Raw genomic sequence first — 14,211 nt, 5'->3', positions numbered from 1 at the left:
AAAAGACGAGACAACCAACCGAGAAGAACGCACGAACATGACTCAATTTCCGCACCGCAAACTTCTGCTCGCCGCTGTCTGCGCGGCCTGCTTCGGCACCGCCTTCGCCGCACCCGACGCGCAAGTCGCTTCGCTCGCCGCCAAGGAAAAGCCGGCTCTGCTCGACACGCTGAAGGAGCTGGTCTCCATCGAATCGGGCAGCCGCGACCTCGACGGACTCGAGAAAATCTCCGACCTCATCGCCGCGAAGTTCAAGGCGCTGGGCGGCCAGGTCGAGCTGATCGACCCGAGCGCCGAGGCCTACCGCATGGAAGACACGCCCGAGAAAATGGGCCGCGTGGTGCGCGCGACCTTCAAGGGCACGGGCAAGAAGAAGATCTTGCTGATCGCGCACATGGACACGGTCTACACCGTGGGCATGCTCAACAAGCAGCCGTTCCGCATCGACGGCGACAAAGCCTACGGCCTGGGCATCGCCGACGACAAGCAGGGCGTGGCCGTCATCACGCACATCGTGTCGATGCTGCAGGCAATGAAGTTCAAGGAATACGGCACGCTCACCGTGCTGATCAACGGCGACGAGGAAATCAGCTCGCCCGGCGCACGCGCGCTCATCACGCGCATGGGCAGCGAGCACGATGCGGTGCTGTCCTTCGAAGGCGCCTACGTCAAGGAAGACAAGCTCTCGCTCGCCACGGCGGGCATTGCCTCGGTCACGCTGCATGTCACGGGCAAGGCCTCGCATGCGGGCTCGGCGCCCGAGCTGGGCGTGAACGCGCTGTACGAGCTTTCGCACCAGATCCTGCAGATGCGCGACCTGTCCGACCCGGCCACCGGCCTGAAGATGAACTGGACCATCTCCAAGTCGGGCAGCAACCGCAACGTGATTCCGGCCAGCGCCACCGCGGGCGCCGACGTGCGCGTGCTGAAGGTCAGCGACTACGACCGCATCGAGCAGCAGGTGAACGAGCGCGTGAAGAAACAGCTGATTCCCGAGGCCAAGGTCGAGATGAATTTCGAGCGCCGCCGTCCGCCGCTCGAGGCCACCGACGCTTCGCGCGCCATGGCCCGCCATGCGCAGCAGATCTACAAGGACGAGCTCGGCCTGCCGCTGGGCGCCGACGACAAGGCCGCCGGCGGCGGTACCGACGCGGCCTTTGCCGCGCTGAAGACCAAGGCGCCCGTCATCGAGCGCTTCGGCCTGCAGGGCTTCGGCGCGCACTCGGCCGATGCCGAGTACGTGCTGGTCAACTCCATCGAACCGCGCCTGTACCTCGGCACCCGCATGGTCATGGACATCGCACGAGGCAAGACCGCTTCGGGCAACTGACCCGCCGTTCGCGATGCGCCTTCGCCACATCGAGGTCTTCAACGCGATCATGCTCACTGGAAGCGTGAGCGCGGCGGCGCGGCTCATCAACATCACGCAGCCAGCGGTGAGCCGCACGCTGCAGCATGCCGAGCTGCAGCTGGGCTTTCCGCTGTTCCAGCGCGCCAAGGGCCGGCTCACGCCGACCACAGAAGCGCTCACGCTGTATCCGCACATCGAGCGGCTGTTCGCGCAGCTCGACGAGGTGCAGCGGCTTGCTTCCAACCTGCGCACCGCGGGCGACACGGGCGAGCTGCGCATCCTCAGCGTGCTGGCGTTGAGCTACGACATCCTGCCGCGCGCGCTCAAGGCCTTTCGCGAAAAGCATCCGGGCTATGCGATCACCGTCGAGTCGCTGCACTCGCCACAGATCATGTCGGCGCTGCTGCTGCAGGAAGCCGACGTGGGCTTTGCCTTCAGCCCCGCGGTGCATCCCTCGCTCACGCAGGAGACGCTGGCCGACAGCCGCATGGTGTGCATCGCGCCCAAGGGCATGCTGCCGCGCGCGCTGGTGCGCAACGGTTCGGTGGCGCTGCACGATCTCGTCAACCGCCCGGTGATTGGCCTCGACAGCCGCGACCCCGTCGGCACCAGCCTGAGCCAGGCCTGCCGGCAGGCGGGCGTGGGCTTCCAGCAGGCGGTGGTCACGGTGCAGACCTATCACGCGGCACTGGCCATGGCGCACCACGGCATCGGCGTGGCGCTGGTCGACGGTTGCACGGCGCGATCGGCGGACCGCGCGAAGGTCGAGGTGCTGACGCTGGAGCCGCACATTCCGGTGCCGATTCGCGCGCTGCGTTTTGCGGCGCGGCCCGATTCGGTGGCGGTGCGCGGCATCACGCGCTGCATGCAGCAGGCGATCCAAGAGGCGCTCTAAGAGAAATACGCCTGCAGCGCCAGGTCGGTCGTGGCCCTGGCGTGCGCGACGACATCCGGGCCGAGGCCCGTGCCCTGGATTGAGAAGAAGTTCAGGTCCTTCAGCCCGATGGTGCCCAGGATGGTCGTCAGGTATGGCGTCAGGAAATCCGGCTGCCGTGCATGTTCCCCGGAAAATCTCCCGCCCGAAGCCACGGCGATGAAGACCGGGCGGTCGCGCAGCGTGCCCACCTTGCCCGCAGCGCCCACATTGAACGTACGGCGTGCTCGAACGACATGATCGATCCAGGCCTTCAGCGCAGAGGGCACGCTCAGGTTGTGCATGGGCGTTCCGATGACCACGACGTCCGAGTTCTCCAGTTCCCGGATCAATTCTTCGGATGTGGAAATCGAGCCTTCCTGATTTATTTCTGCCGTGGACGAATGCTGGGCGAGCGCGTAATTCGCGTCGATATGCCTCAGGGCGCCGCCGCCAATTTCTCGTTTGACCAATACGGCATCGGGCGACTTCTTCAGCAGAAGATCGACGATTTTTCGGGAAAGCTTGAAGCTCTCCGAGGCTTGCCCGCGGGAGCTGCAATTGACGTGCAGGATTTTCATGATTGATATGGCCGCAAGGGAGAAGCGTCAATCCTAGAATTTGCATGGCCTACACTCCAGAGCCAAGAATGGAGCTTGTGATTGATCCATGATCGCCGAGAAGACCAGCCCCGTATCGCCCCTGGACCCCGCAGCGGCCGAGCCCTACTACCGGCAGATCTACGAGCGGTTTCGCAATGCCATCTCCAGCGGATTGCTCAAGCCCGGCGACCGGATACCCGCCGCACGCGCACTGGCCAAGGAATTGGGCCTGGCAAGAGGAACGATCGAAGCCGCGTACTCCTTGCTGGTCGCCGAGGGATACATCCAGGCACGTGGCCAGGCCGGGACCATCGTGGCGCCGGGCCTCAAGCCGCAAACGCCAGTGGCAATTCCGGAGCCTCCGCTCGACAAGAGAATTTCTTCGATCGGTTTCCGGCCGGATTCGATTCTTCCGTTTCAAATGGGGCTGCCCGCCCTCGACGAATTCCCTCGAAAGATATGGGCCCGCCTGGGTGCGCGCTGCGTGCGTGCCATGCAGCCATCCGACATGGCGCATCCTTCCATCTACGGGTTGCCAAAGCTGCGTGCGGAAATTGCCGCGTATCTGCAGGTGTCGCGTGGCATCAACTGCGCTGCATCGCAGGTGTTCGTGACCTCGGGATACCGCCACACCATCGAGCTGATCGGCCTCGCCTTGCTGAAGGCGGGAGACCGCGTCTGGCTCGAAGACCCCGGCTACCCGCCCACGCGGGAGCTGCTCGCGCACATGCAAATCGCGGCTGTCCCGGTGCGTGTAGACCAGGAGGGCATGGTCGTTTCCGAGGGCATCAAGTCGGCGCCACGCGCGCGTGCAGCCGTGGTTACGCCGGCGCACCAGAGTCCGCTGGGCGTGTCGTTGTCCTTGCCCCGGCGCCAGGCGCTGCTCGACTGGGCCGGACGGCACAACGCGTGGATCGTCGAGGACGACTACGACGGCGAATACCGCTATGTCAGCCGCCCTTTGCCTGCGCTGAAGAGCCTGGACCGCGACGGACGCGTGCTCTATGCGGGCACCTTCAGCAAGGTGCTTTTCCCGAGCATCCGGCTGGCCTATCTCGTCGTGCCGGAGTCGCAGGTCGAGCGCTTCGAGCAGATCATCCAGACCTTCGCCGGGGGCAGCCCCGAACTGACGCAAGCCATCGTCACCGCCTTCATCACGGAGGGGCACTTCGCGCGACATATCCAGCGGATGCGCAGGCTCTATGCCGAGCGTCGCGAGGCGACCAGCGCGGGCTTGCAGAGCGTGCTCGGGCAGCACGTGCGAATCGACGCGCAACCCGGTGGCATGCATCTCATCTTGCGGTTGCAAGGCCGGCAATCGGATCGCGAGCTCGTGGCGCGCATGCGGGAAGAGGGCCTGTACGCGGAGGCATTGTCAGACTGGACGAAGGAGGGCGAGGGCGCTTCGGCCCTGCTCGTCAACTTCACGAACATCGATTCCCGGCGCACCGCCGAGAAGCTCGGAAAGCGCATCCTGAGCCTGATGTGATCTGGAAGATCATGGCCCAGTATCAAATGCCATTCATGGATCTTCTGGGCTAGACCAAGATTCGACACCATGGAGTCCTTTCCAACCAGCACGCACACAAGGACTCTTCATGAGCAATCGCATCGACTACGCAAAGATTTCGCCCGAGGTCTACAAGGCTTTCGGAGGGGTGTACATGGCCGTCCAGAAAAGCGGCCTGCCCAAGCAACTGGTCGATCTCGTCTACCTGCGGGTTTCGCAGATCAATGGCTGCGCCTATTGCATCGACATGCATTCGCGCGACCTGCTCAAGTCCGGCCTGGCGGTCGACAAGCTCGTGCTGGTTCCGGTGTGGCACGACGCGGGCGAAGTCTTCAGCCGCCGCGAACAGGTCGCGCTCGCCTGGGCAGAAACCGTGACGCGCGTCGCTGAAACCGGCATTCCCGATGCTGACTACGAAGCCGCTGCCGCCGAGTTCAGCGACAAGGAACTGGCCGACCTCACCTACGCGATCGGCCTGATGAACGCCTTCAACCGCTTCGGCATCACGTTCCGCTCGACGCCCGCTGCCACTGCCGCCGCTGCCAAGGCCTGAACGCCATGGCATGGGCATTGCTCGGCGTTGCCGGCGTTCTTGAAATCGTCTTCGCCTTTGCGATGAAGTCGTCCGAGGGTTTCACGCGGCTGGTGCCCGCGCTGTTCACGGTCGCTGCCGGCCTGTCGAGCGTGGTGCTTCTTTCGCTCTCGCTGCGGACATTGCCGATGGGGACGGGCTACGCGGTGTGGACCGGCATCGGCGCCGCGGGCACCGCGATCGTGGGCATGGTGGTGCTGGGCGATTCGGCCGCGCCGATGCGGCTGCTGTGCATTGCGCTCATCCTGGCCGGCGTGATCGGGCTCAAGCTGGTCACCACCAGCTGAGAAGGAAGCAGGTTGCGCTCAGGCCTGCAAGGCCTGCCCGATCTGCAGCGCCGAGCCGAAGGCCAGCGTGAAGCCCAGTGCGCCGTGGCCCGTGTTGAACAGCATGTTCGACGGCGCGCTCTCCAGACGGCCGATGATCGGCAATCCTTTCGGCGTGGCGGGCCGCATGCCTGTCCACGGGTGCAGTTCCTCGAGCCGGCTTGCATGCGGGAAGAGGGCACGCGTCGCCGTTGCCAGCGTCTCGATGCGCGTCGCAGGAATGCTTGCATCGTGCCCCACCAGCTCGGCCATGCCCGCCACGCGCAGGCGCGAGCCGATGCGCGCGAACACCACCTTGCGTGCGCTGTCGGTCACGTTCACGTGCGGCGCGGCGCCGGGCGACGGATCGACCTCCACGGTAATGCTGTAGCCCTTGAGCGGATACACCGGTAGATAGGCCCCCAGTGCTCGGCCCAGCTTGTGCGAGGCAGAGCCCAGCGCCATCACGAAAGCATCGGCTTCCACGTCGCCTTCGCTGGTGTGCACGGCCGCGATGCGGTTCTCGCTGCGCGCAAAGCCATGCACGTCGGCGCCGAGCATGAAGCGCACGCCGCGCGCGCTCAATGCCCGCATGAGCTCGGTGCACACCTTGAGGCAGTCGGCCGCGCACTCGCTCGGCGTGTGCACGGCGCCCGCCATCTGGCCGCGGTAGCTGGCAAGCGCGGGCTCGATGGCGATGCATTCGTCAGGCGTTACCAGGCGCTGCTCGCTACCCATGGCGCGCTGCAGTTCGAGCTGCGCGCGCGCACCTTCGAGCGAAGCCGAGCTGGCATACAGCACCAGCTTGCCGGTGGCCGAGAAATCGCAATCGGGTGCGATATCGGCGCGCATCGCCTCGAACTCTGTACGGCTCGATGCGGCCAGCGCCAGCAGCCCAGCCGTCGTGTCGCGCGAAGTCTGCGCGTTGCAGGCCGCGAGAAAGGCCATGCCCCAGCGCCATTGCAGCGGGTCGAGTTGCGGGCGCAGCTTGAGCGGCGATGTGGGCGACAGCAACAGCTTGGGCAACTGCTTCCAGATCGACGGGTCGGCCAGCGGCTGCACGTACGAGTAGCTGAGCTGCGCGCCATTGCCGCCGCTTGCGCCCGCGCCAGGGGCGGCGCGGTCGATCACGGTGACCTGATGGCCCTGGCGTTCGAGCTGCCAGGCGGTGGCCAGGCCCACGATGCCGGCACCGAGCACACACACATGCATGGAGGCAACTTTCCGGAGATTGAGAACTTGAGCCGTGACTGTAGGCGCGCACGGCTCCGGCCGGAAATGCCAAAAGAACCCCCGCCCATAACCTTTGGGCATGGGTCGGCTTTCAATTGGAATTGTTGTTTTGTTTCGCTGCTTCTTAAACTGGCCGCATGTTCAGTTCAACCGAATGAAGGCTCGCATGAAACTCCCCGTCCTCATGGCTTCCATGGCCGCAACGGTGCTCTTCAGCGCCACTGGCGCGCAGGCTGCCGACACGCTGGCCAAGATCGCCGAGTCCGGCAAGATCACGCTCTCTTATCGCGAGTCGTCGGTGCCCTTCAGCTATCTCGACGGCCCCAACAAGCCGATCGGGTTCTCGGTCGAACTCTCCAACGCCGTGGTCGAGGCGGTGAAGAAAAAACTGAACAAGCCCAACCTGCAGGTCGCGCTCATGCCCGTCACCTCGCAGAACCGTATTCCGCTGATCACCAACGGCACGGTTGACCTGGAGTGCGGCTCCACCACCAACAACACCGCGCGCGGCAAGGACGTGGCCTTTGCCATCAACCACTTCTACACCGGCACGCGCCTGCTGGTGAAGAAGTCTTCGAAGATCAGGAACTACGCCGACCTCGCGAAGAAGACCGTGGCCAGCACCACCGGCACCACCAATGCATTGGTAATGCGCAAGTACAACACCGAGAAGAATCTCGGCATGGACATCGTGCTCGGCAAGGACCACGCCGATTCGTTCCTGCTGGTCGAGAGCGACCGCGCCGTGGCCTTCGCCATGGACGACATCCTGCTGTTCGGCCTGATCGCCAACGCCAAGACGCCGGCCGACTTCGAGGTGGTGGGCGATTCCCTGCAGGTCGAGCCCTATGCCTGCATGCTGCCCAAGGACGACCCGGCCTTCAAGAAGCTGGTCGACGACACCTTCGCCGGCCTGATGAAGAGCGGCGAGTTCGAGAAGCTCTACAACAAGTGGTTCATGCAGCCGATCCCGCCGAAGAACGTGCCGCTGAACCTGCCGATGAGCCCGCAGCTGAAAGAGAACCTGAAAGCTCTCAGCGACAAGCCCGCGACCTGATCCAGGCGCGACGAGAAGATAAGAAAAGGACATGGCAGTGACGCAGGTGGTCGGCATTCTTGGAGGCATGGGCCCCGCGGCGGGCGCCGACTTCGTACGGCTCTTCGTGCTGGCCTGCGCGCAGCAGATGCGTGCGCGTGGCGAGCCGGTGCGCGACCAGTCCTTTCCCGAACACTGGCTCGCGCAGGTGCCGGTGCCCGACCGTACCGACGCACTGGCTTCGGCAGAACAGGGCGCACACCAGCCGCTGGAGCCGATGCTGCAGGCGCTGGGCCGGCTGGCCGCGCTCGGCAGCCGGGCCGTGGCCATCGCATGCAACACCGCGCATGCCTGGCATGCCAACCTGCAGGAGCGCTTTCCGCAGGTCGAGCTGCTGCACATGGCGCGCGAAACCGCGCAACAGCTGGCCGGGCAGGGCACGACCAGCGTCGCGCTGATGGCTACCGAGGGCACCTACCGCGTGCGCCTCTACGAACAGGCGCTGGCCGAAGCGGGCCTGGGCTGCCACGTGCCGACGCCGGCGGAGCGCCACACCATCACGCGCGGCATCTTCGACGGCGTGAAGGCCGGCAACATGCAGCTCGCCGAGCAATGCTTTTCCGATGTGGCACTGCGGCTGGCCGAGCGCCATGGCCCCGTCACCATCATCATGGGCTGTACCGAAGTGCCGCTGGGTCTGCAGGGTTCGGCCGCGGTGGCGGGCCTCGACCTCGTCGACCCCGCGCAGGTGCTGGCTGCGGCGCTGGCCCGGCGGGCCTACCAACCCCACTGAAACCAGGGGACATAGAGGCAGGAGTCGATTTCGCCTACATTGCGGCGTGCGTTTTTGATAGCGCAACGCCCCTTGTCCGACGATCCAACTGGAGCCCTTCCCATGCCCCTCGACGACAGCCGTTCCGACTTCGATTCGCTTCGCCCCGGCGAGAGCACCGAGCAGGGCGCCACGCGCCGCACTGCACTCAAGGCCGCCATCGGCGTGGGCTATGCCGCCGCCGTGCTGCCGGTGGCCGCGCAGACTGCCATCAGCACCTCGGCCGAAGGCCTGAAGGCCGGCCCGATCAAGTACACCGTCAACGGCTTCGATGTGCCCGCCTACGCTGCGGCACCCGCCGGCAAGACCGGCCTGCCGGTGATTCTGGTGATCCAGGAAATCTTCGGCGTGCACGAGTACATCGCCGACACCTGCCGCCGCTTCGCCCAGCTCGGCTACCTGGCCATCGCGCCGGAGCTGTATGCGCGCCAGGGTGACCCGCGCGGCTACACCGACATTCCCAAGCTGCAGGCCGACATCGTCAGCAAGGTGCCCGACGCACAGGTGCTGGGCGACCTCGACGGTGCGCTGGCATATGCCAAGGCCAACGGCGGCGACACCAGCAAGGCCGGCATCACCGGCTTCTGCTGGGGCGGGCGTATCGTGTGGCTGTATGCCGCCACCGGCAAGGTCAAGGCGGGCGTGGCGTGGTACGGCCGGCTGGTCGGGCAGCCCAGCGAACTGACGCCGAAGCACCCCATCGACATCGCCGCCAGCCTGCAGGCGCCGGTGCTTGGCCTGTACGGCGGAAAAGACCAGGGGATCCCCCTTGACACGGTTGATAAGATGAAAGCAGCTCTGGCCACTGGAACCCCGGCGGCCAAGGCGTCGAGCTTCGTCGTGTACCCCGAAGCAGGCCACGCATTCCATGCCGACTACCGCCCCAGCTATGTCAAGAGCGCGGCGGACGACGGCTGGCAACGTGCCACGGCCTGGTTCAAAGCCAATGGCGTCGCCTGAACGCGGCGCCCTGTAGCCACCCCCGCCGAAGGCCGTCGAATGACGGCCTTTTCTCTTTTTATGAACGGACAACGGCCTTGTTGAAACAGTTTCAGCGGCCGCTCCTCTTGCGCAAGCAGCTATGAATTTGATAGTCATCATCGCGGCGACCCTGGTTGCCGGTATCGGAAGCGTCTGGCTCGCGGCCCTCCTGCTGAAGGTGGGCGTGCGCAGCGGCTCGGGCGGCGTGAACCCGCAGCATCTGCTGAGCCTGGCAGCTGGCGCGCTGCTTGCCACGGCGTTCATGCATCTGCTGCCCGAGGCGTTCGAGAGCCGCATCGAGCCCGCGCTGCTGTTCGCGGTGCTGTTGTTCGGGCTGGTGTTCTTCTTCCTGCTCGACAAGGCCGAGTTGTGGCACCACGGGCACGAACATCACCATGGCGACGAGAAGAGCGTGCACGAGGGGCACGACCATGACCACGGGCACTCGCATGGCCACACGCACGACCACGGCCCCCGAACCGGCGGCTGGGCCGTGCTCACAGGCGACAGCGTGCATTGCTTCGGCGACGGCATCCTGATCGCCTCGGCCTTCACCGCCGACCTGCGCCTGGGCCTGGTTGCCGCCATCGCGGTGCTGGCGCACGAAATTCCGCACCACATCGGCGACCTCGTCGTGCTGCGCCAGAGCTCCGCCAACCAGCGCGCGGCGCTGGTGAAGGTGTCGCTCGCCGGCACCATGACCGCGCTGGGCGGCATCGCGGGCTGGTGGCTGGTCGACCAGTTGCACAGCTGGCTGCCGTACTTCCTGGTGCTGGCCGGCAGCAGTTTTGTCTACGTGGCGTTGGCCGACCTGATTCCGCAGCTGCAGAAGCGCCTGCCGGCACGCCAGACCGCCGCGCAGATCCTGTGGCTGGCCGCGGGCATCGTGCTGGTCACGCTAGTGAGCCGGCTGGCGCATGGCGAGCATGGGCACGACCACGGCCACGACGACCCGGGCCACGGGGAGCACGGCCACGTGCACAAGGACTGACGGTCGGTCAGCCGGTTAGCGAATCCCGCGGGAAACTTTCCGACACCGACGCTGCGCGCCGGATGAACCGGAACGGCCGAAACAGGCGCACCATAGGGGGTCTGTCAGAAATCAGCCGAGGAACCGATCATGAATACCATCGACGCCACCGCGCGATCCGCCTCGCCCGCCGAAGACGATGAGGACGACACGCCCGCCGATGACTTCGAGGAGCAGGACAGCGACGTGTCCGACGACCTGTCGGAGGAAACGGGCATCGATCTCACCGATGCGAGCGAACTCGATGCCGACAACGTGCCGGCCGACGAAGAGTTCGACCGCGTGATGAACGCTCCGGACTGAGCCTGCTCAAGCCATTCAGGCAGTCTCGCGCCGCGTGATCACCTGTCCGTTGCGCACCCCGCAGTGCGACCCATCGCGCCAGGTCACGGCGCCATTCACGATCACCGCATCGATGCCCTCTGCCGGCTGCATCGGCGTTTCGTAGTTCGCGGTGTCGCGCACCGTCGCGGCGTTGAAGATCACCACGTCGGCATGGTGGCCCGGCTTCAGCGTGCCGCGCTCGTGCAGGCCGAAGTTGCGCGCCGTGAGCCCCGTCATCTTCCACACCGCCGTCTCCAGAGGGAACAGGCCGATGTCGCGGCTGTAGTGGCCCAGCACGCGCGGAAAGGTGCCCCACAGGCGCGGATGCGGCTTCTCGCCCAGCGGAATGCCGTCCGAGCCGATCATGGTCTCGTCGAACGCGAGGATGCGCTGCACGTCGTCCTCGTCCATCATGAAATAGATCGCGCTGCCGGGCTGCAGCCGCCTGGCCGCCTCTTCGCCGGACACGCCCCATCCGGCTGCAATGTCTTTCAGGTCGCGGCCTGCGCATTCAGGGTGCGGCACGCTCGATGCGATGAGCACGCGGCCTTCCATCATTCCGCGGTCGGTGCGGATCATGGTGGAGCCGGCCGTGTAGGGGTAGCAGTCGAGCCCGATGCACTGGTGCTGCATCGCTTCCTTGATGAAAGGCAGCGTGACTTTCGTCTTGCCGAAGTTCTGCGTGTTCTGCACCTTGTGGTGCGACACCACGACCGGAATGTCGAGCGTGCGGCCGATGTGGAAGGTTTCTTCCAGCGACTCCATCACGCGGTCGCTCTCGTCGCGCATGTGGGTCACGTACAGCGCTTTGCGCGAGCTGAGCGGGCGGCCGACTTCGATGATCTCCTCGGTCGTCGCCTTCACGGCCGGCGGATAGAAAGTGCCGGTCGACAGGCCGATGGCGCCGGCCTGCATCGCCTCTTCGACCAGCGCTTGCATGGCCGCGATCTCGATGTCGTTCGCGGGCCGGTCGAGGTCGGCCATGACCACGGCGCGCAAGGTCGAATGGCCCACCATCGCCGCCACGTTCACCGATGAGGGCGTGGCGCGCAGCGCATCGAGGTACGCCGCGAAGGTGGTGAAGCGGCCTTCCGCCGGCGAGTCGAGCAGGCTCAGCGGCATCGGCAGGTCCATGTCGGCGCGCAGCGGTGCGGCGCTGATGCCGCAGTTGCCCGCCACCACCGTGGTCACGCCCTGCGACACCTTGAACGGCATCTGCGCCTGCGACAGCACGGCCTGGTCGTCGTGCGTGTGCGAGTCGATGAAGCCAGGCGCGACGATGCGGCCGGTGGCGTCGAGCGTCTGTTCGGCCGTGTGGCCCGCGAGCTTGCCGATGGCGGCGATGCGGCCGTTCACGATGCCGACGTCGGCATCGAAACGCGGCGCCTTGGTGCCGTCGATGACGGTGCCGCCGCGGATCAGCAGGTCGTAGTGGGGAGGTTTTTCGGACACGGAAAGATCCTTTCTTTCTTCTTCAGCGGAAATGGCAGGCAACCCAGTGGCTGCCGTTCGCGGACGACGGCCGCTCGGTCAGCTCGGGCGTCTTCTCCTTGCACACAGCCTGCGCCATCGGGCAACGCGTGTGGAAGCGGCAGCCCGAAGGCGGGTTGGCGGGGCTCGGCGGATCGCCCTGCAGCAGCATGCGGCGTGCGGGCGTGCGTGGATTGGGCACGGGCACGGCCGACAGAAGAATCTCGGTGTACGGATGCAGCGGCGAAGAGAACAGCGTGTCGCGGTCGGCAATCTCCACAATGTGCCCGAGGTACATCACTGCCACGCGATGGCTGATGTGGCGCACCACCGCAAGGTCGTGCGCCACGAAGAGATACGCGATACCGAACTCGGCCTGCAGGTCCATCAGCAGGTTGACCACCTGCGCCTGCACCGACACGTCGAGCGCCGACACCGGCTCGTCGCACACGATCAGCTTCGGGTTCAGCGCCAATGCACGCGCAATGCCCAGCCGTTGCCGCTGTCCGCCCGAGAACTCGTGCGGAAACTTCTTCGCCGCCTCGGGCCGCAGCCCGACGCGCGAGAACAGCCACTGCACGCGCTCGCGCCGTTCCGCTGCCATGCCCATGCCGAAGTTTCGCAGCGGCTCGGCCACGATGTCTCCGGCTGTGAGGCGCGGGTTCAGCGAGGCATACGGGTCCTGAAAAATAATCTGCAGCTGCCGCCGGCGCATGCGCATGTCTTCGGCGGACAGCGTCAGCAGCTCTTCGCCTTCGAGCTCCACCGAGCCCGAGGTCGGCTCGACCAGCCGCATGACCGACTTGGTCGTGGTCGTCTTGCCGCAGCCCGATTCGCCGACCAGCGACAGCGTTTCGCCGCGCGCAACAGAGAACGACACGCCATCGACCGCCTGGATCGAAGGCCTGGCCGGCCGCAGCCAGCGCTTGGGCGAGATGTAGTGCTTGCGCAGGTTGCGCACCTGCAGCAGTGGCGTTGCAGCGGTCGTCGTCATGCAGCCATCTCCTCGGTACCTGCCCAGTGTTCTTCGACTGCAAAGCACGCCACCACATGGTCGCCGCCTTGCTGCACGAGCTGCGGCATCTCGGCGCGGCAGCGTTCGCGCGCATGGCTGCAGCGCGCCGCAAAGGCGCAGCCGCGCCCCAGTTCGTGTGCGGCCGGCACCAGCCCCGGAATCTCGGTGAGCCGCGTGCTCGCAGTGTTCATCGCGGGCATCGAGGCCATCAGAGCACGCGTGTAGGGGTGCAGCGGGCGGTCGAACAGGTCGATCACGTCGGCCTCCTCGACCTTCTTGCCGGCATACATCACGACCACGCGATCGCAGCTTTCGGCCACCACGCCCAGGTCGTGCGTGATCATCACCACGCCCATGCCCAGCTCCTTCTGCAGGCGCCTGATGAGGTCGAGGATCTGCGCCTGGATCGTCACGTCGAGCGCCGTCGTCGGCTCGTCGGCGATCAGCACTTCGGGGTTGCAGGCCAGGGCCAGCGCGATCATCACGCGCTGGCGCATGCCGCCCGAGAGCTGGTGCGGGTACTCGTTCACGCGCCGCTCGGGCTCGGGGATCTGCACCACGCGCAGCATTTCGACCGCGCGCTTCATCGCATCGGCGCGGCTGGCCTTCTGGTGCAACTGCACCGTCTCTGCGATCTGCCGGCCCACGGTGAGCACCGGGTTCAGCGATGTCATCGGCTCCTGGAAGATCATCGAGATGCGGTTGCCGCGAATCTGCCGCATCTCGCGTTCGCTGAGCTGCATCAGGTCGGTGCCGCGCAGCCGCACCGCGCCCATGTGGCGTCCGGGCGGTGTAGGCACCAGCCGCAGGATCGACAGCGCCGTCACGCTCTTGCCGCAGCCCGATTCGCCGACCACGCCGAGCGTGCGGCCTGCGCGCACCGTGTACGAAACCCCGTCGACCGAGCGCACCACGCCCGCCAGCGTGTGGAAGTGCGTGCGCAGGTTGTCGACTTCGAGCAGAGGCTCGCCGGGGGCGAGGGCGGTGTGGGACATGGTGATCGTCATGACATGTCCT

The 14,211-nt window shown here is 65.9% G+C and carries 15 protein-coding genes; 10 read left to right on the top strand and 5 right to left on the bottom strand.

The genetic code is table 11. The annotated features are described in order from the left end of the window. Nucleotides 1-37 precede the first annotated feature (37 nt). Both BLW48_RS00500 and BLW48_RS00495 read left to right on the top strand, forming a co-directional pair. Nucleotides 38-1,330 (top strand): M20/M25/M40 family metallo-hydrolase, encoded by a 1,293-nt coding sequence (locus BLW48_RS00500; RefSeq protein WP_093075423.1) that lies wholly within the window; start codon nt 38-40, stop codon nt 1,328-1,330. 13 nt (nt 1,331-1,343) lie between these two features. Beyond that, nucleotides 1,344-2,246, top strand: a complete 903-nt coding sequence (locus BLW48_RS00495; protein WP_093049884.1) for a LysR family transcriptional regulator — start codon at nt 1,344-1,346, stop codon at nt 2,244-2,246. Here the strand turns inward: BLW48_RS00495 and BLW48_RS00490 are convergent. Further along, nucleotides 2,243-2,845: an FMN-dependent NADH-azoreductase gene (locus BLW48_RS00490; protein WP_093172007.1), complete on the bottom strand. Its 603-nt coding sequence runs from the start codon at nt 2,843-2,845 to the stop codon at nt 2,243-2,245. The genes BLW48_RS00495 and BLW48_RS00490 overlap by 4 nt on opposite strands. An 88-nt stretch (nt 2,846-2,933) precedes the next feature. Here BLW48_RS00490 and BLW48_RS00485 point away from each other — a divergent pair, with 88 nt between their 5' ends. From BLW48_RS00485 to BLW48_RS00475, 3 genes are all read left to right on the top strand, one after another. Then, nucleotides 2,934-4,355 carry a MocR-like pyridoxine biosynthesis transcription factor PdxR gene (locus BLW48_RS00485; protein ID WP_093172005.1) on the top strand — a complete coding sequence of 474 codons (1,422 nt, stop codon included), beginning with the start codon at nt 2,934-2,936 and terminating at the stop codon, nt 4,353-4,355. 109 nt (nt 4,356-4,464) lie between these two features. Beyond that, nucleotides 4,465-4,929 (top strand): carboxymuconolactone decarboxylase family protein, encoded by a 465-nt coding sequence (locus BLW48_RS00480; protein WP_093172003.1) that lies wholly within the window; start codon nt 4,465-4,467, stop codon nt 4,927-4,929. Nucleotides 4,930-4,934: 5 nt separating this feature from the next. Then, nucleotides 4,935-5,255: a DMT family transporter gene (locus BLW48_RS00475; protein ID WP_093075413.1), complete on the top strand. Its 321-nt coding sequence runs from the start codon at nt 4,935-4,937 to the stop codon at nt 5,253-5,255. 18 nt (nt 5,256-5,273) lie between these two features. Here BLW48_RS00475 and BLW48_RS00470 read toward each other — a convergent pair whose 3' ends face one another. Then, nucleotides 5,274-6,485, bottom strand: a complete 1,212-nt coding sequence (locus BLW48_RS00470) for a D-amino acid dehydrogenase (RefSeq protein WP_093172001.1) — start codon at nt 6,483-6,485, stop codon at nt 5,274-5,276. A 187-nt stretch (nt 6,486-6,672) separates the two neighbouring features. Here BLW48_RS00470 and BLW48_RS00465 point away from each other — a divergent pair, with 187 nt between their 5' ends. The 5 genes from BLW48_RS00465 to BLW48_RS00445 all read left to right on the top strand — a co-directional run bounded on the left by BLW48_RS00465 (nt 6,673) and on the right by BLW48_RS00445 (nt 10,688). Continuing rightward, nucleotides 6,673-7,563, top strand: coding sequence for a transporter substrate-binding domain-containing protein (locus BLW48_RS00465; RefSeq protein WP_093050403.1), 891 nt, complete (start codon nt 6,673-6,675; stop codon nt 7,561-7,563). A gap of 31 nt (nt 7,564-7,594) precedes the next feature. Then, a complete protein-coding gene (locus BLW48_RS00460; protein ID WP_093049902.1) occupies nt 7,595-8,335 on the top strand; it encodes an aspartate/glutamate racemase family protein in 741 nt (246 codons plus the stop codon). A gap of 102 nt (nt 8,336-8,437) precedes the next feature. Next, entirely contained in the window at nt 8,438-9,334 is an 897-nt protein-coding gene (locus tag BLW48_RS00455) for a dienelactone hydrolase family protein (protein ID WP_093171999.1), read from the top strand. A gap of 121 nt (nt 9,335-9,455) precedes the next feature. Then, on the top strand, nt 9,456-10,346 hold the full coding sequence (locus tag BLW48_RS00450; protein WP_093171997.1) for a ZIP family metal transporter: 891 nt from the start codon (nt 9,456-9,458) through the stop codon (nt 10,344-10,346). 129 nt (nt 10,347-10,475) lie between these two features. Further along, nucleotides 10,476-10,688 (top strand): hypothetical protein, encoded by a 213-nt coding sequence (locus BLW48_RS00445; protein ID WP_093049911.1) that lies wholly within the window; start codon nt 10,476-10,478, stop codon nt 10,686-10,688. Between the two features lie 15 nt (nt 10,689-10,703). Here the strand turns inward: BLW48_RS00445 and BLW48_RS00440 are convergent, their stop codons facing one another. The 3 genes from BLW48_RS00440 to BLW48_RS00430 are packed head-to-tail and all read right to left on the bottom strand — an operon-like array spanning nt 10,704 to nt 14,201. After that, a complete protein-coding gene (locus tag BLW48_RS00440) occupies nt 10,704-12,161 on the bottom strand; it encodes an N-acyl-D-amino-acid deacylase family protein (protein WP_093171995.1) in 1,458 nt (485 codons plus the stop codon). A 22-nt stretch (nt 12,162-12,183) separates the two neighbouring features. Beyond that, entirely contained in the window at nt 12,184-13,173 is a 990-nt protein-coding gene (locus tag BLW48_RS00435) for an ABC transporter ATP-binding protein (protein ID WP_093171993.1), read from the bottom strand. After that, on the bottom strand, nt 13,170-14,201 hold the full coding sequence (locus BLW48_RS00430; protein ID WP_093171991.1) for an ABC transporter ATP-binding protein: 1,032 nt from the start codon (nt 14,199-14,201) through the stop codon (nt 13,170-13,172). Before BLW48_RS00430 ends, BLW48_RS00435 begins: the two co-directional genes overlap by 4 nt. Nucleotides 14,202-14,211: the final 10 nt, after the last annotated feature.

This window comes from Variovorax sp. YR266, from assembly GCF_900107295.1.
Lineage (GTDB): Bacteria > Pseudomonadota > Gammaproteobacteria > Burkholderiales > Burkholderiaceae_C > Variovorax.
Note: the sequence above shows the minus strand (reverse complement) of the source record. Positions and strands in the feature narration are given on the sequence as shown.

Bases quoted from the DNA above. Each gene is read 5' to 3' on its own strand.
- BLW48_RS00430 (WP_093171991.1), bottom strand. From the start codon at position 14,201: ATGACGATCACCATGTCCCACACCGCCCTCGCCCCCGGCGAGCCTCTG.
- BLW48_RS00495 (WP_093049884.1), top strand. From the start codon at position 1,344: ATGCGCCTTCGCCACATCGAGGTCTTCAACGCGATCATGCTCACTGGA.
- BLW48_RS00500 (WP_093075423.1), top strand. From the start codon at position 38: ATGACTCAATTTCCGCACCGCAAACTTCTGCTCGCCGCTGTCTGCGCG.
- BLW48_RS00480 (WP_093172003.1), top strand. From the start codon at position 4,465: ATGAGCAATCGCATCGACTACGCAAAGATTTCGCCCGAGGTCTACAAG.
- BLW48_RS00460 (WP_093049902.1), top strand. From the start codon at position 7,595: ATGGCAGTGACGCAGGTGGTCGGCATTCTTGGAGGCATGGGCCCCGCG.
- BLW48_RS00490 (WP_093172007.1), bottom strand. From the start codon at position 2,845: ATGAAAATCCTGCACGTCAATTGCAGCTCCCGCGGGCAAGCCTCGGAG.
- BLW48_RS00470 (WP_093172001.1), bottom strand. From the start codon at position 6,485: ATGCATGTGTGTGTGCTCGGTGCCGGCATCGTGGGCCTGGCCACCGCC.
- BLW48_RS00445 (WP_093049911.1), top strand. From the start codon at position 10,476: ATGAATACCATCGACGCCACCGCGCGATCCGCCTCGCCCGCCGAAGAC.
- BLW48_RS00465 (WP_093050403.1), top strand. From the start codon at position 6,673: ATGAAACTCCCCGTCCTCATGGCTTCCATGGCCGCAACGGTGCTCTTC.
- BLW48_RS00450 (WP_093171997.1), top strand. From the start codon at position 9,456: ATGAATTTGATAGTCATCATCGCGGCGACCCTGGTTGCCGGTATCGGA.
- BLW48_RS00435 (WP_093171993.1), bottom strand. From the start codon at position 13,173: ATGACGACGACCGCTGCAACGCCACTGCTGCAGGTGCGCAACCTGCGC.
- BLW48_RS00485 (WP_093172005.1), top strand. From the start codon at position 2,934: ATGATCGCCGAGAAGACCAGCCCCGTATCGCCCCTGGACCCCGCAGCG.
- BLW48_RS00475 (WP_093075413.1), top strand. From the start codon at position 4,935: ATGGCATGGGCATTGCTCGGCGTTGCCGGCGTTCTTGAAATCGTCTTC.
- BLW48_RS00455 (WP_093171999.1), top strand. From the start codon at position 8,438: ATGCCCCTCGACGACAGCCGTTCCGACTTCGATTCGCTTCGCCCCGGC.